Genomic DNA, 16,389 nt, shown 5'->3' with positions numbered 1-16,389 from the left:
GGCCATCGCATGAGCACCGATTCCCCCTATTCCACCTCTACCGCCACGGCCGAGCTGATGGAGCAGATCCTCTACGAGGTCAAGCGCGTGGTGGTGGGCCAGGACCGCTTCCTCGAGCGCGTGATGGTCGCGATGCTCGCGGGCGGGCACCTGCTGGTCGAGGGCGTGCCGGGGCTCGCGAAGACGCTCACCGTCAAGACCCTGTCGGACACCGTGCGCGGCCAGTTCAAGCGCATCCAGTTCACGCCCGACCTGGTGCCGGCGGACCTCGTGGGCACGCGCATCTACAACCAGAAGACTGGCGAGTTCAGCACCTCGCTCGGCCCGGTGTTCGCGAACCTGCTGCTGGCCGACGAAATCAACCGCGCGCCCGCCAAGGTGCAGAGCGCGCTGCTCGAGGTGATGCAGGAGCGCCAGGTCACGATCGCCGGCGAGACGCACCGCGTGCCGCGCCCCTTCCTCGTCATGGCCACGCAGAACCCGATCGAGACCGAGGGTACCTACCCCCTGCCCGAGGCGCAGGTCGACCGCTTCATGATGAAGGTGCTGGTCGACTATCCGAGCGACGAGGAGGAATTCGTCATCGTCCAGCGCGTGATCGGCGCGCCGGTCGAGGCCAACCCGGTCGCCACCACCGAGCAGCTCGCGGCGCTGCAGGCCGAGGCGCGGCGCGTCTACGTCGATCCTTCGCTGATCCAGTACGCGGTCAAGCTGGTGTCCGCCACGCGCACGCCCGACAAGCACGGCCTGAAGGACATGCGCCGCTTCATCACCTTCGGCGCGAGCCCGCGCGCGAGCATCAGCCTGACCGAGGGCGCCCGCGCGCTCGCGCTGCTGCGCGGCCGCAGCTACGCGCTGCCCGAGGACATGACGGCGCTCGTGCCCGACGTGCTGCGGCACCGTGTGACGCTTTCCTACGAAGGATTGTCGGAAGGCCTCACGCCCGACGGGCTGATCGAGAAGATCATGAAGGCCGTGCCCGCTCCCCCGAAACCCCTCGAACATGAAAAGCTGGTGGCGTAAGGCCCCTGCAGCCGCGAACGACGAACGCCTCCTCGCGCAGGCGGGCGGCGCGGAGCGCGCGCTGCGCCGGCTCGAATGGACGGTGATCCGCCGGCTCGACGGCCTGCTGCAGGGCAACTACCGCACGCTGATGCGCGGCACCGGCCTCGACCTGGCCGACCTGCGCGAATACCAGCACCACGACGACGTGCGCCACATCGACTGGAACGTCACCGCGCGGCTGCAGACGCCCTATGTGCGCGTCTTCACCGAAGACCGCGAGATGGCGGCCTGGTTCGTGCTGGACCTGAGCCGCTCGGTCGACTTCGGCTCGGGCCAAAAGGCCAAGCGCGAGATCTCGGCCGGCTTCGTCGGCGTGCTCGCGCGCCTGCTCACGCGCCACGGCAACCGCGTGGGCGCGCTGGTCTACGGCAGCGACCTCGAAGCGGTGATCCCGCCGCGCAGCGGCCGCCGGCACGTGCTGCACCTGCTGCATGCGATGGAACGCCGCGCCGACAAGGCCGCGGCCGTGCCCGCGCAGAAGGGCATGACGCGGCTGGCCGACCTGCTCCAGTCGGCCGCGATGCTGATGCCGCGCCGCTCCACGGTGTTCGTGGTGTCCGACTTCCTCAGCGAGCCCGGCTGGGAGCGCCCGCTCGGCCAGTTGGTGCAGCGGCACGAGGTGGTCGCGGTGCGGCTGTTCGACCCGCTCGAGCTCGAGCTGCCCGACCTCGGCCTGGTGCCGCTGCGCGACGCCGAGACCGGCGAGCAGCTCTGGGTCGACACGCACGACGCGGGCTTCCGCAGGCGCTTCGCGCGGCTGGCCGCGGAGCGCGAACAGGCATTGCGCGCCGCGCTCGCGAAGGCCGGCGTCGATGCGCTCGAGCTGTCGACCAGCGACGACCTGGTCGAGGCGATCGTTCGTTTCGCCGACATGCGCAAGCGCCGCACGCGCGTCGGTCCGGGCAGCAGCAAGAAGGCGGTGGCAGCATGACATTCCTCTGGCCTCAATTCCTCTGGTTGCTGGCGGCGTTGCCGCTGCTGGTGTTGCTCTACGTCTGGCTGATCCGCCGCAAGAAGAAGATCGCGGTGCGCTATGCCAGCCTGTCGATCGTGCGCGAGGCCATGGGTGCCGGCCAGAGCCTGCGACGACACATCCCGCCGCTGCTGTTCCTGCTCGCGATGGCAGCCATGCTGGTCGCGGCCGCGCGGCCGATGGCGGTGGTGCTGCTGCCGTCGAACCAGCAGACCATCATCCTCGCGATGGACGTCTCGGGCAGCATGCGCGCGGCCGACGTGCAGCCCAACCGGCTCGTCGCCGCGCAGGAGGCGGCCAAGAGCTTCATCAAGGACCTGCCGCGCCATGTGAAGGTCGGCATCGTGGCCTTCGCGGGCAGCGCGCAGGTGGCGCAGCTGCCCACCACCAACCACGACGACCTGGTGACCGCGATCGACAGCTTCCAGCTGCAGCGCGCCACGGCCACCGGCAACGCCATCGTCGTCTCGCTCGCCACGCTGTTCCCCGACGCCGGCATCGACGTCTCGCAGTTCAGCGCGCCGAGCCGCCAGCGCGGCACGCCGATCGACCAGACCGAGAAGCAGGCGAAGGCGTTCACGCCGGTCGCGCCGGGCTCCTTCACCTCGGCCGCGATCATCATGCTGACCGACGGCCAGCGCACCACCGGCGTCGATCCGCTCGACGCCGCCAAGGCGGCCGCGGACCGCGGCGTGCGCATCTACACGGTGGGCGTGGGCACGGTGGACGGCGAGACCATCGGCTTCGAGGGCTGGTCGATGCGCGTGCGGCTCGACGAGGAAACGTTGAAGGCCGTGGCCAACAAGACCCAGGCCGAATACTTCTACGCCGGCACCGCGAGCGACCTCAAGAAGGTCTACGAAACGCTGAGTTCGCGCCTCACGGTCGAGAAGAAGGAAACCGAAATCTCGGCGCTGTTCGCGCTCGGCGCGGCGATCCTCACGCTGCTGTCGGCGGGGCTGTCGCTGCTTTGGTTCAACCGGATTCTTTGAAGCGGGATCGAGTAGCCGAACGCAGAAGGAAGACAAAAACTACGCAGAAGTCGCAGAAGAGAAAACTTTTCTAGGTTTTCTTTGGCGACTTCTGCGAAACCTTCGCGACCTCTGCGTTCGGCCGTCCGCTCCCGCTCCCCCCCGGCGCCTTCACCGCCCCGATCCCCCCCAGGAACAGATCCGCCACGATCGGCGCGATCGAGGCGTGGTCGAGGCGGCCGCCGGGTTTCATCCAGGTGAACATCCAGTTGATCATGCCGAACAGCAGCATGGTCAGCGGCTTGGCGAGGTCGTCGCTCGGCGCGCCGGGGCGCAGCGCCGAGACCGCGCGCGCGAAGGCCGCCACCACCTCGCGCTCCTGGTCGAGCACGCGCTCGCGGTCCGCGTCTTCCAGAAAGCGCACGTCGTCGGTCAGCACCCGGTGGGCATCCTGCGCGCCGGCATATTCCTCGACGATGCGGTAGATGAAGCGGCGCAGCCGCTCCTCGTCGGTGTGGGGCGAAGCCTCTTCCTCGGCCACCAGCGCCGCGAGGCGCGAGACATGCGTCTCGGCGATGCTGATGAGCAGGCTGCTCTTGTCCCTGTAGTAGTGGTAGAGCGTCGCCTTCGAGAGGCCGCAGGCCTCGGCCACCTGGTTCATCGAGGTGGCGGGGTAGCCGCGGCGCGCGAACAGCCCGGCCGCGCGCGCGAGGATGAATTCGCGCTGGTCGTCGTAGGTGGCGGATCTTCCACGCGGCATCGGTCTTCTTCTTTCTTCCTGGGAGGCGGTTTGCGGACAACCCGCGATCTTGCATGAAGCGCGCGGGCGCCCCTCGCACCTAGCCGCGCCGCGTCGCGATCAGCGAACGCACGTCGAACTCGGGCAGGCGCGGGCGGTCGGGCTCCATGCGCGGCAGCGGCGCCACCTCGCGCAGGCTCGCGAGGCTGCGTTCGGTGAGCGCCTGGTAGGTCTGCGTGCCTTCGAGCTTCCAGGCGATCTCCTCCTCGCTCAGCGTCTTCTTCACCCGGGCGGGAATGCCGGCCACGAGCGTGCGCGCGGGCACCTTCATGCCCGCCGGCACGAAGGCGCAGGCGGCGACGATGGCCTGCTCGCCGATCTCGGCCTCGTCCATCACCACCGCGTTCATGCCGACGAGCGCATCGCGCCGCACGATGCAGCTGTGCAGGATCGCGCCGTGGCCGATGTGGCCGTTGACCTCGACCACCGTGTCCTGGTCGGGAAAGCCGTGCACGCAGCAGTGGTCCTGCACGTTCGAGCCCTCCTCCAGCACGATGCGGCCGAAATCGCCGCGCAGGCTCGCGCACGGGCCCACGTAGCAGCGCGGGCCGACGATCACGTCGCCGATCAGCACCGCGCTCGGATGCACGTAGGCCGTGGGGTCGACGACGGGGATCACGCCGTCGATGGAATAGCTGGGCATTCGATGGGTCTCCTGCGGATGGCCGCGGCTCAGGGTTTGCCCGAGGCGGCGGCGCCTTGTGCCGGCACCGGGGACGATCCTAAAATCAACCGAACGGTCGGTCAATAGTGTTTGCGATCCTCATCGACCGGCCACAACCACGAGAGACAACCCCATGGCGGAACCTTTGGTTCTCACCGGCGACGCCGGTGCGGTCCGCACGCTGAGCCTCCACCGGCCCGCGGCGCTCAACAGCTTCACGACCGCGATGCATGCCGAGCTGATGGCCGCGCTCGAACGCGCGGCCAATGACACGGCCGTGCGCTGCGTGGTGCTCACGGGCGCGGGCCGCGCCTTCTGCGCCGGCCAGGACCTGGCCGACCCCGCGGTCGCGCCCGACACCACGCCCGGCGCCGCGCCCAAGGACCTGGGCGAGGTCATCGCCACCTGGTACGCCCCGCTGGTCGCGCGCATCCGCACGATGCCGGTGCCGGTGGTCGCGGCCGTCAACGGCGTGGCGGCCGGCGCGGGCGCGAACCTGGCGCTCTGCTGCGACCTCGTCGTGGCCGGGCGATCGGCAAGCTTCATCCAGGCCTTCACCAAGATCGGACTCGTGCCCGACACCGGCGGCACCTGGCTGCTGCCGCGGCTGGTCGGACCGGCGCGGGCGCTGGGCCTCGCGCTGCTCGGCGACAAGCTGCCGGCCGAGGAAGCCGCGCGCATCGGCCTGATCTGGGAGTGCGTGGACGATGCGGCGCTGGCCGAGACGGCCGCCGCGCTCGCGTCGCGGCTCGCGGCCATGCCGACGCAGGCGCTGGTCGCCACGCGCGCGGCGATGGCAGCCGCCCAGGGCATGACCATCGAGGAAGCGCTCGCGAACGAAGCGCGCATCCAGCGCGAACTCGGCCGGGCCCACGACTACCGTGAAGGCGTCGAAGCCTTCCGCGCCAAGCGCGCCCCCGTCTTCAAGGACCGCTGAGCCATGCCACAACCGCCACGCACCCCGCAGCAGACCGCCGAGCACGTGCGCGACGGCATGTTCGCGAACGACAACGCGAGCAAGGGCCTGGGCATGCGCATCGTCGAGGTCGGCCCCGGCCAGGCCACGATCGAGATGCGCGTGCGCGCCGACATGCTCAACGGCCATGCGATCTGCCACGGCGGCTTCATGGCCACGCTGGCCGACTCGACCTTCGCCTTCGCCTGCAACTCGTACAACGAGCTGACCGTGGCCTCGGGCTTCGCGATCGATTTCATCGCGCCCGCGCGCGAGGGCGACCTGCTGACGGCGCGCTGCTTCGAGGTCTCGAAGGCCGGCCGCACCGGCGTCTACGACACCGAGATCACCAACCAGCGCGGCGAGCGCATCGCGATGTTCCGCGGCCGTTCGTACACGGCCAGGGGCCGCCCGGCCGTCGCCGAACGAGGAGACACCACCCCATGACCGCCAGACAGCCCGCCCCCGGCGAACTCGAGCCGATCGAGACCGCGAGCCGCGACGAGATCACGGCGCTGCAGATCGAGCGCCTGCGCGCCACGCTGCGGCGCGCCTACGAGAACGTGCCGCACTACCGCAGGGCATTCGACGCCAAGGGCGTGCACCCCGACGACCTGAAGACGCTGGCCGACCTTTCGAAGTTTCCGTTCACGGTCAAGAGCGACCTGCGCGACAACTATCCCTTCGGCATGTTCGCGGTGCCGCGTACGCAGGTGGCACGCATCCATGCCTCTTCGGGCACCACGGGCAAGCCGACGGTGGTCGGCTACACGCTGAAGGACATCGACACCTGGGCCGACCTCGTGGCGCGCTCGATCCGCGCGGCCGGCGGCCGCCCCGGCGACATGGTCCACGTGGCCTACGGCTACGGCCTCTTCACCGGCGGCTTGGGCGCGCACTATGGCGCCGAGCGCGCGGGCTGCACCGTGGTGCCGATGTCGGGCGGCCAGACCGAGAAGCAGGTGCAGCTGATCCAGGACTTCCGGCCCGACATCATCATGGTCACGCCCAGCTACATGCAGGTGATCATCGAGCAGTTCGAGCGCCAGGGGCTGGATGCGAAGGCGAGCTCGCTGCGCATCGGCATCTTCGGCGCCGAGCCCTGGACCGAGGCGATGCGCCGCGACATCGAGGCCAAGGCGGGCATCGACGCGGTCGACATCTACGGCCTTTCCGAAGTGATGGGCCCGGGCGTGGCGAGCGAATGCGTCGAGAGCAAGGACGGCCCGGTGATCTGGGAAGACCACTTCTATCCCGAGATCATCGACCCCGAGACCGGCGAGCCGAAGCCCGACGGCGAAGAGGGCGAACTGGTCTTCACCTCGCTCAGCAAGGAAGCGATGCCGGTGATCCGCTACCGCACGCGCGACCTCACGCGCCTGCTGCCGCCGACCTCGCGCGCCTTCCGCCGCATGGGCAAGATCGTCGGGCGCAGCGACGACATGATGATCATCCGCGGCGTGAACGTGTTTCCCACGCAGGTGGAGGAGATCGTGCTCGCGCACGAGCGGCTCTCGGGGCTCTACCAGGTGCATGTGCGCCGCGAGGGCCTGCTCGACGAGGTCGAGGTGCACTGCGAACTCGAGCACCGCAACGCGCAGGTCGACGAGGCCGAGCGCCGCGCGATCGCGGGCTGGGTGCAGGAGCGCGTGAAGACGCTGGTCGGCATCTCGACCACGGTGCGCGTGTTCGACCCCGACTCGATCGAACGCACGCAGACCGGCAAGGCCCGGCGCGTGATCGACACAAGACCGAAATGAAACACCCCCCAAGCCGCTTCGCGTCTCCCCCCTCTGCTGCGCGAGGGGGGCGCAGCCAGCGGCCCGGCAAAGCCGGTTCCGCGGCTGCCCCGGAAAGCCCAGTTGAAGAAAGGACACGCTGATGTATACGCAAGCCATGGACACCATGGGCAAGGAGCCCGGCGACGGCAAGCCGAAGGCCGTGCGCTCGGCCGAGGAGATGCGGCTCGAGGAGCGCTTCGAGGCGCGCATCGACGCCGGCGACTTCATCGAGGCCAAGGACTGGATGCCCGAGCACTACCGCAAGACGCTGGTGCGCCAGATCAGCCAGCATGCGCATTCGGAGATCGTGGGCATGCTGCCCGAGGGCAACTGGATCAGCCGCGCGCCCACGCTCAAGCGCAAGGCGATCCTGCTCGCGAAGGTGCAGGACGAGGGCGGCCACGGGCTCTACCTCTATGCCGCGGCCGAGACGCTGGGCACCTCGCGCGACCAGATGTTCGACGCGCTGCACAGCGGAAAGGCCAAGTACAGCTCGATCTTCAACTACCCGACGCTGACCTGGGCCGACATGGGCACCATCGGCTGGCTGGTGGACGGCGCGGCGATCATGAACCAGGTGCCGATCTGCCGCTGCTCGTACGCGCCCTATGCGCGCGCGATGATCCGCATCTGCCGCGAGGAGAGCTTTCACCAGCGCCAGGGCTTCGAGTCGCTGCTGACGATGATGACCCACGGCACGGATGCGCAGAAGGCGATGGTTCAGGACGCCGTGAACCGCTGGTGGTGGCCGTCGCTGATGATGTTCGGCCCGCCCGACGACCAGTCGCCGAACAGCGCGCAGTCGATGCGGTGGGGAATCAAGCGCTTCAGCAACGACGAGCTGCGCCAGAAGTTCGTCGATGCCGCGGTGGAGCAGGCGCGCATCCTGGGCGTGACGCTGCCCGATCCGGACCTGAAGTGGAACGAGGAACGCCAGGCGCACGACTTCGGCGCGATCGACTGGCGCGAGTTCTGGCGCGTGGTGGGCGGCGACGGCCCGTGCAACCGCGAGCGGCTGCAGGCCCGCGTGGACGCCTGGGAAGAAGGCGCCTGGGTACGCGAGGCGGCGCTGGCCCATGCGAACAAGCAACCGGTGAAGGAGGCGGCATGAGCGTCGAACAGAAACAGGAATGGCCGCTGTGGGAAGTGTTCGTCCGCAGCAAGGCGGGTCTGGACCACAAGCATTGCGGCAGCCTGCACGCGGCCGATCCGAAGATGGCGATCCAGATGGCGCGCGACGTGTACACGCGCCGCCAGGAAGGCAGCAGCATCTGGGTGGTGCGCTCCGACCAGATCGTGGCGAGCGACCCGGGCGACAAGGACATGTTCTTCGATCCGGCGGAGGACAAGGTCTATCGGCATCCGACCTTCTATGCGTTGCCGAAGTCCGTGGACCACATGTAGCCATGGGACAGCTTGGCTTTTCCCTGCTCCGTGGGGTGCATGCGCGCTGCTGTTCAGGGCCCGATCACGCCGACGGGGTACCTTGCTCCGCGAATGTCCCCCGGCCTGCGGCCTCCTCCTTTATTTCGCTGCGCAAGGCACCCCATCGACGTGATCGCATCAGAGCACTGGTTGATCAGCCGCAAACCAGCCGCGTGCCCCGTGCACAGGGCACCGGGTGCTCCCCGCAGCGAAATAAAGGAGGAGCCGAAGGCGGGGGACATTCGCGGAGGGGAGTACCCGGTGCCCTGTGCACACGCCCCGAACGACAGCGCAAACCAAGAGCGCACAGATAAGGCACCGACATGCAAGCATCGATCGAACTGAACCGCACCCCCGCCGTGCAGTACCTGCTGCGCATCGCCGACACCAGCCTCGTGCTCGCGCAGCGCCTGGGCGAATGGTGCGGCCATGCGCCCGTGCTCGAGGAAGACATCGCCATGGCCAACATCGCGCTCGACCTCGTGGGCCAGGCGCGCGCGCTGCTCACGCACGCGGGCACGCTCGAAGGCCGCGGCCACGACGAGGACCAGCTCGCCTACCTGCGCGACGAGCGCGACTACTTCAACCTCACGCTGGTGGAGCTGCCGCGCGGCGACTTCGCCTTCACGGTGCTGCGCAACACCATGGTCGCCACGCTGCTCAAGCTGCTGTGGCAGCGCCTCGCGGCCTCGAACGATGCCGAAGTGGCCGCCATCGCCGCCAAGGCCGTGAAGGAAGCGCGCTACCACCAGCAGCATTCGGGCGACTGGGTGGTGCGGCTCGGCGACGGCACCGAGGAATCGCGCCGCCGCACCGAACGCGCGCTGGCGCAGCTGTGGCTCTACGTGCCCGAACTGTTCGAGAGCGACGCCGTGGAAGCCGAGGCCAGCGCCAACGGCCTCGGTCCCGCATGGAGCGAACTGCGCGCGCCCTGGCTGGCCGAGATGCAGCAGGTGCTCGACGCCGCCGACCTCGCGATGCCCAAGGAAGCCGCCTTCCGCAGCACCGGCAAGCAGGGCGTGCACAGCGAGCACATGGGCTACATCCTGGCCGAGATGCAGCACCTGCAGCGCACCTACCCCGGAGGCGTGTGGTGAATGCCGTGGCGGCGGCATCGCGCGTGGCGGCGGCCTGGGCCGTGCTGCACACCGTGCCCGACCCGGAGGTGCCGGCCGTGTCGGTGTGCGACCTCGGCATCGTGCGCGAGGTGATCGCGCACGACGACGGCCTGGAGATCGTGCTCACGCCCACCTACTCCGGCTGCCCCGCGACCGAGGCCATCGAACACGACGTGCTGGCCGCCGTCGAGCAGGCGGGCCTCGGCCGGGCGCGCGCCACGCTGCGCCGCGCGCCCGCGTGGTCGAGCGACTGGATCAGCGACGAAGGCCGCGCGAAGCTCAAGGCCTACGGCATCGCGCCGCCCGCGCAGGCCGCCTCGAACACCGCCATGCCGATCAGGCTCTTCGGCCGCATCGCGGGCGAGCGCATCGCCTGCCCGCGCTGCGCGAGCGAGCGCACCGAGCGCCTCTCGGCCTTCGGCTCCACCGCCTGCAAGGCGCTGTACCGCTGCCTCGCCTGCCGCGAACCCTTCGAACACTTCAAGCCGATCTAGACCCCGATGAGCACCCTCTTCCATCCGCTGCGCGTGAAGGCCGTCGAGCCCGACACGCCCGAGGCCGTGATCGTCTCGTTCGAGGTGCCCGGCGAACTGCGCGAGGTCTTCGGCTTCACCCAGGGCCAGTACCTCACGCTGCGCAAGGACATCGACGGCCAGGACCTGCGCCGCTCCTACTCGATCTGCGCCGGCCTCGACGACGGCGAGCTGCGCGTGGGCGTGCGCAAGGTGCGCGGCGGCGTGTTCTCGAACTGGATCAACGCCCACCTGCAGCCCGGCGACACGGTGCAGGTGATGGCGCCGCAGGGCCGCTTCTTCGTGCCGATCGAGCCGCAGGCCGCGCGGCACCACGTCGGCATCGCGGGCGGCAGCGGCATCACGCCGATCCTCTCGATCATGAAGACCGTGCTCGCGCGCGAGCCGAAGAGCCGCTTCACGCTGATCTACGGCAACCGCCAACTGCAGTCCACGATGTTCAAGGAAGAGATCGAGGACCTGAAGAACCGCTACATGACGCGGCTGGTGCTGCACCATGTGTTCTCCGACGAGCACACCGAATCGCCGCTGGGCGCGGGCGTGATGAACCGCGAGAAGATCGGCGAGTTCCTGCGCAGCGTGGTGCCGGCCGCCGGCATCGATCATGTCTACGTGTGCGGGCCGTTCCAGATGAACGACGAGGCCGAGGCCGCGCTGCTCGCCGCGGGCGTGGCCGAGGACCGCATCCACATCGAGCGCTTCGGCGTCGCGCTGCCCTCCGCGGGCGGCGCGGTCGGCGCGGTGGTGCACGAATCGAAGCCCGGCGATGCGAAGCGGGCGCGCATCACGATCGTGCGCGACGGCCTGCAGCGCGAGATCGCGTTCGACGAGGGCCAGCCGAGCATCCTCGATGCCGCTTCCGCCGCGGGACTCGAAGTGCCGTTCTCCTGCACCTCCGGCGTGTGCGGCACCTGCCGCGCCAAGCTGGTGGAGGGGGAAGTCCGCATGGAAAGGAACTTCGCGCTCGACAAGAATGAAGTCGCCGCGGGCTTCGTGCTCACCTGCCAGGCGCATCCGCTCACCGAGCGCGTCACGCTGTCCTTCGACGAGCGCTGACGGCCACACCCCGCACCACGACAATGATTTTTCAACCGGAGACAAGACCAATGAAATTCTTCTTCAAGCCCCTGCTGACCGCCGCCCTGTGCGCCGCCGCCGTCCTCGCCTGGGCCGACGTCAACGTCGGCGTGACGCTCTCGGCCACGGGCCCGGCCGCCTCGCTGGGCATTCCCGAGAAGAACACCATCGCGCTGATGCCCAAGACCATCGGCGGCCAGAAGATCAACTACATCGTGCTCGACGACGCCTCGGACACCACCGCGGCCGTGGCCAACACGCGCAAGCTGATCGCCGAGAACAAGGTCGACATCGTGCTGGGCTCCACCACCACGCCCAATTCGCTCGCGATGATCGATGTGGTGAGCGAGGCGAAGACGCCGATGATCTCGATCGCCGCCTCGGCGCGCATCGTCGACCCGATGGACGACAAGAAGAAGTGGGTCTTCAAGACGCCGCAGAACGACATCATGATGTCGCTCGCGATCGCCGAGCACATGGCCGCCAACGGCGTGAAGACGGTGGCCTTCATCGGCTTCTCCGACGCCTACGGCGAAGGCTGGGCGCAGGAATTCGCGAAGGCGGCCGACCTGAAGAAGCTCAAGATCGTCGCCAACGAGCGCTATGCGCGCACCGACACCTCGGTCACCGGCCAGGCGCTCAAGATCATGGCGGCCAAGGCCGATGCGGTGCTGGTCGCGGGCTCGGGCACGCCGGCCGCGCTGCCGCAGAAGACGCTCAAGGAACGCGGCTACACCGGCAAGATGTACCAGACCCACGGCGTGGCGAACGCGGACTTCCTGCGCGTGGGCGGCAAGGACGTGGACGGCACCTTCCTGCCTGCCGGCCCGGTGCTGGTCGCAGAGCAGCTGCCAGCGAGCCATCCGGTGAAGAAGTCGGCCCTGGCCTATGTGAGCGCCTACGAGGCCGCGCACGGCAAGAACTCGGTCTCGACCTTCGGCGCGCACGCCTGGGACGCCGGCCTCCTGATGACCTCGGCCGTTCCGGTCGCGCTCAAGAAGGCGCAGCCCGGCACGCCGGAGTTCCGCGCCGCGCTGCGCGATGCGCTGGAGCAGGTCAAGGAAGTCTCGGGTGCGCACGGCGTGTTCAGCATGACCGAGAAGGACCATCTCGGGCTCGACCAGCGCGCGCGCGTGATGGTGAAGATCGAGAACGGCGCCTGGAAATTCCAGCCCTGATTCGCTTCTTGCTCCCTCCCCTTTCGGGGGAGGGCTGGGGTGGGGGCACGCGGCCGTCGAAAGCCGCACCGCTTTGGAGGCCGCGCCTGCCCCCATCCCAACCTTCCCCCAAGGGGGGAAGGAGCAATGCACCGGTATCCACTCACGGGCCCCGCCCGAAGGTTTTCTTCCATGGATTTGCAGATCGCCCTGCTGCTCGGGCAGGACGGCATCGTCAACGGCGCCGTCTACGGTTTGATGGCGCTCGCGCTGGTGCTGGTGTTCTCGGTCACGCGCGTCATCTTCATTCCCCAGGGCGAGTTCGTCGCCTTCGGGGCCTTGTCGATGGCGATGCTGCAGACCGGCCGCCTGCCGGCCACGCTGTGGCTGCTGCTGACGCTCGCCGCGCTGGTGCTGGCGGTGGAGGCCTGGCGCTGGAAGCGCGGCGCGGTGGTCGAGTGGGGCTCCACGCTCGCCTGGTGCGTGGCGCTGCCGGCCGCGGCATGCGCGCTGGTGCTGGGGCTGCGGCCCACCTCGATGGCCGCACAGGCCGTCACCACCCTGGTGCTGATCGCGCCGCTCGGGCCGCTGCTCTACCGGCTCGCCTACCGGCCGCTGGCCGATGCGAGCGTGCTGATGCTGCTGATCGTCTCGGTGGCGCTGCACGGCGTGCTCGTGGGCCTGGGGCTGCTGTTCTTCGGTGCCGAGGGCTACCGCACCACCGCGTTCTCCGAAGCGCGCTTCGAGCTCGGCGGCATTCCGGTCAGCGGCCAGTCGCTGGTGGTGGTGGGCATCACGCTGCTGCTGGTGGTGGCGATGTTCCTGTTCTTCGGCCGCTCGATGGTCGGCAAGGCCCTGCGCGCGACCGCGATCAACCGCGTGGGTGCGCGGCTGTCGGGCATTCCGACCGGGCTTTCGGGCGACCTGAGCTTCGCGCTCGCGGCGCTGATCGGCGCGGTCTCGGGCCTGCTGATCGCGCCGCTCACCACGGTCTACTACGACACCGGCTTTTTGATCGGCCTCAAGGGCTTTGTCGCGGCGATCGTCGGCGGGCTCGCGAGCTATCCGATGGCGCTGGCGGGCGCGCTGATGGTGGGCCAGCTCGAAGCCTTCGCCTCGTTCTGGGCCAGCCCGTTCAAGGAGGTGCTGGTCTTCACGCTGATCATCCCCGTGCTGTGGTGGCGTTCGCTGCACAGCCACCATGTGGAGGACGAGGAATGAACCACGCGGCTTCCGACAACGCCGTGGCGCCGCCCGAGAGCCGTGCGCTGGTGACGCCGAGGCAATTGACGCTCGCCTGCGTGGTCGCGCTCGCGCTGGCCTGGGGCTTGCTGCCGGAGTTCACGGTCTCGGTGCTCAGCAACATCGGGCTCTATGCGCTGGTCGCGGTCGGCCTGGTGCTGCTGACCGGCGTGGGCGGCATGACCTCCTTCGGCCAGGCCGCCTTCGTCGGCATGGGCGCCTACGCGACGGCATGGATCTGCACCTCGCCCACGGCCGCGGCCTGGCTGGGCGGCTTCGCGAGCCCCGCGCTGCTGCCATGGGCGGGGCTGCTGCTGGGGCTGGTGCTGACCTTCGCGCTCGCCTGGGCGCTGGGCGCGGTCACGCTCAAGCTGCAGGGGCACTACCTGCCGCTCGGCACCATCGCCTGGGGGCTGAGCCTGTACTACCTGTTCGGCAACATGGAGTTCCTCGGCGGGCAGACCGGCATCACGGGCGTGCCGCCGCTCGCGGTCGCCGGCTATTCGTTCGCCACGCCGCGCGCCCTGGGCGTGGTGATCTGGGCGGTGCTGCTGCTGGCGCTCTGGGCCATGCACAACCTGCTCGACTCGCGCGAAGGCCGCGCGATCCGCGCGCTCAAGGGCGGCCGGCTGATGGCCGAATCGATGGGCGTGGACACCGCGCGCCACCGCGTGAAGCTGTTCGTGCTCGCCGCGCTGCTCGCGGCCGTGTCGGGCTGGCTCTATGCGCACCTGCAGCGCTTCGTGAACCCCACGCCCTTCAACCTCAACATCGGCATCGAGCTGCTGTTCATGGCGGTGGTGGGCGGCGCGGGCCACCTGTGGGGCGCGGTGCTCGGCGCGGCGCTCATCACGCTGCTGAAGGAGAAGCTGCAGGACCTGCTGCCCTCGCTGCTCGGCAGCAGCGGCAACTTCGAGGTCATCGTGTTTGGCCTGCTGATGCTGTTCGTGCTGCAGCGCTTTGCCGACGGCCTCTGGCCCACGCTCGCGCGGCTCGCGCGCCGGTGGGTGCGCGACACGCCGCGCGCGTCCGGTACTTCGCCGGCGCCATCGGCGGCGCAGGCGCGGCTGTCGCAGCGCACCCTGCCCGCGCGCGGCGAACTGCTGCTGCAGGCCAGCGAGGTCAGTAAGCGCTTCGGCGGGCTGGTCGCCAACAACGCGATCTCGATGACGCTGCATGCCGGCGAGATCCACGCGCTGATCGGACCGAACGGCGCCGGCAAGAGCACCTTCTTCAACATGATCTCGGGCGTGGACGACCCGAGCGCGGGCGAGGTGCGGCTCGCCGGCCAGCCCATGGCCCAGAAGCCCTCGCGCGCCTTCGCTGCGCTCGGCCTGGGCCGCACCTTCCAGCACGTGCGGCTGCTCGGCCAGCGCAGCGTGGTCGAGAACGTGGCGCTCGGCGCCCACCTGCGCGCCCGGCGCGGCTGGCTCGCGGCCATGCTGCGGCTGGACCGCGCCGAAGAGGCCGCGCTGCTGGCCGAGGCACGGCGCCAGATCGAACGCTGCGGCCTGGGCGCGCATGCGGATGCGCCCGCGGCCTCGCTGTCGCTGGGGCAGCAGCGCGTGGTCGAGATCGCGCGCGCACTGGCGGCCCAGCCCTCGGTGCTGCTGCTCGACGAACCGGCCGCGGGCCTGCGCCATCTGGAGAAGCGCGCCCTTTCCGCATTGCTCGACCAGCTGCGCGCCGAAGGCCTCGGCATCCTGGTGGTGGAACACGACATGGAATTCGTCATGAACCTTGCAGACCGCGTGACCGTGCTCGAGTTCGGCACCGTCATCGCCAGCGGCACGCCGGCCGAAGTGCAGGCCGATCCGCGCGTGCTCGAAGCCTATCTCGGCAGCGCCGACGACGACCTGCGGGAGCCGGCGCGATGAGCGGGTCGCCTCTGCTGCAGCTCGAGGACTTCCGCGTCGCCTACCGCAGCGTGGAAGCGGTGCACGGCGTGCGCCTGCGGGTCGACGAGGGCGAGATCGTTACCGTGATCGGTCCCAACGGCGCCGGCAAGACCACGCTGCTGTGCGCGGCCATGGGCCTGCTGCCTTCGACCGGCATGCTCGCGCTCGCGGGCGAGCGCATCGCGCGCCCGAGCGTCGAGACCATGGTGGCGCGCGGCGTGGCGCTGGTGCCCGAGCGGCGCGAGCTGTTTGGCGAGATGTCGGTCGAGGACAACCTGCTGCTCGGCGGCTTCTACCGCTGGCGCAAGGGCCAGCGCGACCAGCGCGCGCGGATGGAAGAGGTGTTCGAGATCTTTCCCCGGCTGCGCGAGCGGCGCCCGCAGCTGGCCTCGACGCTCTCGGGCGGCGAGCGCCAGATGCTGGCGATCGGCCGCGCGCTGATGGCCCGGCCGCGGCTGCTGATGCTCGACGAACCTTCGCTCGGCCTCGCGCCGCTGGTGGTGCGCGAGGTGCTGCGCGTGGTGGCGCAGCTGCGCAGCCACGGCGTCTCGGTGCTGCTGGTGGAACAGAACGCACGCGCCGCACTGCAGGTGGCCGACCGCGCCTACGTGCTCGAGATGGGCGCGGTGGCGCTCGAAGGCGGGGCGGGCGAGCTCATGCACGACCAGCGGATCATCGATACGTACCTGGGCATCGGAAAGAAGCACTGATCGTTTTTCTCCCTCCCCTTC

17 protein-coding genes are annotated in these 16,389 nt (G+C 69.5%); 15 read left to right on the top strand and 2 right to left on the bottom strand.

Annotated features, from left to right (window positions below; translation table 11 throughout):
* Window positions 1-9: 9 nt before the first annotated feature.
* The 3 genes from M2165_RS15195 to M2165_RS15185 are packed head-to-tail and all read left to right on the top strand — an operon-like array spanning window position 10 to window position 3,030.
* On the top strand, window positions 10-1,023 hold the full coding sequence (locus M2165_RS15195) for a MoxR family ATPase (RefSeq protein ID WP_280815440.1): 1,014 nt from the start codon (window positions 10-12) through the stop codon (window positions 1,021-1,023).
* Entirely contained in the window at window positions 1,004-1,996 is a 993-nt protein-coding gene (locus M2165_RS15190) for a DUF58 domain-containing protein (protein ID WP_280815439.1), read from the top strand. The genes M2165_RS15195 and M2165_RS15190 overlap by 20 nt, the downstream gene beginning before the upstream one ends.
* The gene (locus M2165_RS15185) at window positions 1,993-3,030 is read left to right on the top strand and encodes a VWA domain-containing protein (RefSeq protein ID WP_280815438.1); all 1,038 of its coding nucleotides are present in this window, start codon (window positions 1,993-1,995) and stop codon (window positions 3,028-3,030) included. Before M2165_RS15190 ends, M2165_RS15185 begins: the two co-directional genes overlap by 4 nt.
* Before the next feature lie 70 nt (window positions 3,031-3,100).
* On the opposite strand, the gene M2165_RS15180 is transcribed toward M2165_RS15185, so the two are convergent.
* Both M2165_RS15180 and M2165_RS15175 read right to left on the bottom strand, forming a co-directional pair.
* On the bottom strand, window positions 3,101-3,769 hold the full coding sequence (locus M2165_RS15180) for a TetR/AcrR family transcriptional regulator (protein WP_280815437.1): 669 nt from the start codon (window positions 3,767-3,769) through the stop codon (window positions 3,101-3,103).
* Window positions 3,770-3,848: 79 nt separating this feature from the next.
* A complete protein-coding gene (locus M2165_RS15175; protein WP_280815436.1) occupies window positions 3,849-4,451 on the bottom strand; it encodes a phenylacetic acid degradation protein PaaY in 603 nt (200 codons plus the stop codon).
* 154 nt (window positions 4,452-4,605) lie between these two features.
* Here M2165_RS15175 and M2165_RS15170 point away from each other — a divergent pair, with 154 nt between their 5' ends.
* The 12 genes from M2165_RS15170 to M2165_RS15115 all read left to right on the top strand — a co-directional run bounded on the left by M2165_RS15170 (window position 4,606) and on the right by M2165_RS15115 (window position 16,368).
* Window positions 4,606-5,409 (top strand): enoyl-CoA hydratase-related protein, encoded by an 804-nt coding sequence (locus tag M2165_RS15170; protein WP_280815435.1) that lies wholly within the window; start codon window positions 4,606-4,608, stop codon window positions 5,407-5,409.
* Window positions 5,410-5,412: 3 nt separating this feature from the next.
* A complete protein-coding gene (gene paaI / locus M2165_RS15165) occupies window positions 5,413-5,874 on the top strand; it encodes a hydroxyphenylacetyl-CoA thioesterase PaaI (RefSeq protein ID WP_280815434.1) in 462 nt (153 codons plus the stop codon).
* Window positions 5,871-7,187 (top strand): phenylacetate--CoA ligase PaaK, encoded by a 1,317-nt coding sequence (gene paaK / locus M2165_RS15160; protein ID WP_280815433.1) that lies wholly within the window; start codon window positions 5,871-5,873, stop codon window positions 7,185-7,187. The genes paaI and paaK overlap by 4 nt, the downstream gene beginning before the upstream one ends.
* Before the next feature lie 121 nt (window positions 7,188-7,308).
* Window positions 7,309-8,319: a 1,2-phenylacetyl-CoA epoxidase subunit PaaA gene (gene paaA, locus M2165_RS15155; protein ID WP_280815432.1), complete on the top strand. Its 1,011-nt coding sequence runs from the start codon at window positions 7,309-7,311 to the stop codon at window positions 8,317-8,319.
* Entirely contained in the window at window positions 8,316-8,612 is a 297-nt protein-coding gene (paaB, locus tag M2165_RS15150; protein ID WP_280815431.1) for a 1,2-phenylacetyl-CoA epoxidase subunit PaaB, read from the top strand. Before paaA ends, paaB begins: the two co-directional genes overlap by 4 nt.
* 344 nt (window positions 8,613-8,956) lie before the next feature.
* The gene (paaC, locus tag M2165_RS15145) at window positions 8,957-9,730 is read left to right on the top strand and encodes a 1,2-phenylacetyl-CoA epoxidase subunit PaaC (RefSeq protein ID WP_280815430.1); all 774 of its coding nucleotides are present in this window, start codon (window positions 8,957-8,959) and stop codon (window positions 9,728-9,730) included.
* Complete coding sequence (paaD, locus tag M2165_RS15140) at window positions 9,727-10,245, top strand: 1,2-phenylacetyl-CoA epoxidase subunit PaaD (RefSeq protein WP_280815429.1); 519 nt, start codon at window positions 9,727-9,729, stop codon at window positions 10,243-10,245. The genes paaC and paaD overlap by 4 nt, the downstream gene beginning before the upstream one ends.
* Before the next feature lie 6 nt (window positions 10,246-10,251).
* Window positions 10,252-11,340 (top strand): 1,2-phenylacetyl-CoA epoxidase subunit PaaE, encoded by a 1,089-nt coding sequence (paaE, locus tag M2165_RS15135; RefSeq protein ID WP_280815428.1) that lies wholly within the window; start codon window positions 10,252-10,254, stop codon window positions 11,338-11,340.
* A 50-nt stretch (window positions 11,341-11,390) separates the two neighbouring features.
* Window positions 11,391-12,539: an ABC transporter substrate-binding protein gene (locus tag M2165_RS15130; protein WP_280815427.1), complete on the top strand. Its 1,149-nt coding sequence runs from the start codon at window positions 11,391-11,393 to the stop codon at window positions 12,537-12,539.
* Window positions 12,540-12,710: 171 nt separating this feature from the next.
* Window positions 12,711-13,739 carry a branched-chain amino acid ABC transporter permease gene (locus M2165_RS15125; RefSeq protein WP_280815426.1) on the top strand — a complete coding sequence of 343 codons (1,029 nt, stop codon included), beginning with the start codon at window positions 12,711-12,713 and terminating at the stop codon, window positions 13,737-13,739.
* Window positions 13,736-15,637: a branched-chain amino acid ABC transporter ATP-binding protein/permease gene (locus tag M2165_RS15120; protein WP_280815425.1), complete on the top strand. Its 1,902-nt coding sequence runs from the start codon at window positions 13,736-13,738 to the stop codon at window positions 15,635-15,637. Before M2165_RS15125 ends, M2165_RS15120 begins: the two co-directional genes overlap by 4 nt.
* Window positions 15,634-16,368, top strand: coding sequence for an ABC transporter ATP-binding protein (locus M2165_RS15115; RefSeq protein WP_280815424.1), 735 nt, complete (start codon window positions 15,634-15,636; stop codon window positions 16,366-16,368). Before M2165_RS15120 ends, M2165_RS15115 begins: the two co-directional genes overlap by 4 nt.
* Window positions 16,369-16,389 lie beyond the last annotated feature (21 nt).

Source organism: Variovorax sp. TBS-050B (genome assembly GCF_029893635.1).
Classification (GTDB): Bacteria; Pseudomonadota; Gammaproteobacteria; order Burkholderiales; family Burkholderiaceae_C; genus Variovorax.
The sequence above is the reverse complement of the archived record's forward strand: the minus strand, read 5'-3'. Positions and strand labels throughout refer to the sequence as shown.

Bases quoted from the DNA above. Each gene is read 5' to 3' on its own strand.
- paaK (WP_280815433.1), top strand. From the start codon at position 5,871: ATGACCGCCAGACAGCCCGCCCCCGGCGAACTCGAGCCGATCGAGACC.
- M2165_RS15190 (WP_280815439.1), top strand. From the start codon at position 1,004: ATGAAAAGCTGGTGGCGTAAGGCCCCTGCAGCCGCGAACGACGAACGC.
- M2165_RS15195 (WP_280815440.1), top strand. From the start codon at position 10: ATGAGCACCGATTCCCCCTATTCCACCTCTACCGCCACGGCCGAGCTG.
- M2165_RS15115 (WP_280815424.1), top strand. From the start codon at position 15,634: ATGAGCGGGTCGCCTCTGCTGCAGCTCGAGGACTTCCGCGTCGCCTAC.
- paaE (WP_280815428.1), top strand. From the start codon at position 10,252: ATGAGCACCCTCTTCCATCCGCTGCGCGTGAAGGCCGTCGAGCCCGAC.
- M2165_RS15130 (WP_280815427.1), top strand. From the start codon at position 11,391: ATGAAATTCTTCTTCAAGCCCCTGCTGACCGCCGCCCTGTGCGCCGCC.
- M2165_RS15125 (WP_280815426.1), top strand. From the start codon at position 12,711: ATGGATTTGCAGATCGCCCTGCTGCTCGGGCAGGACGGCATCGTCAAC.
- paaA (WP_280815432.1), top strand. From the start codon at position 7,309: ATGTATACGCAAGCCATGGACACCATGGGCAAGGAGCCCGGCGACGGC.
- paaI (WP_280815434.1), top strand. From the start codon at position 5,413: ATGCCACAACCGCCACGCACCCCGCAGCAGACCGCCGAGCACGTGCGC.
- M2165_RS15120 (WP_280815425.1), top strand. From the start codon at position 13,736: ATGAACCACGCGGCTTCCGACAACGCCGTGGCGCCGCCCGAGAGCCGT.
- paaC (WP_280815430.1), top strand. From the start codon at position 8,957: ATGCAAGCATCGATCGAACTGAACCGCACCCCCGCCGTGCAGTACCTG.
- paaB (WP_280815431.1), top strand. From the start codon at position 8,316: ATGAGCGTCGAACAGAAACAGGAATGGCCGCTGTGGGAAGTGTTCGTC.
- M2165_RS15180 (WP_280815437.1), bottom strand. From the start codon at position 3,769: ATGCCGCGTGGAAGATCCGCCACCTACGACGACCAGCGCGAATTCATC.
- M2165_RS15185 (WP_280815438.1), top strand. From the start codon at position 1,993: ATGACATTCCTCTGGCCTCAATTCCTCTGGTTGCTGGCGGCGTTGCCG.
- M2165_RS15175 (WP_280815436.1), bottom strand. From the start codon at position 4,451: ATGCCCAGCTATTCCATCGACGGCGTGATCCCCGTCGTCGACCCCACG.
- M2165_RS15170 (WP_280815435.1), top strand. From the start codon at position 4,606: ATGGCGGAACCTTTGGTTCTCACCGGCGACGCCGGTGCGGTCCGCACG.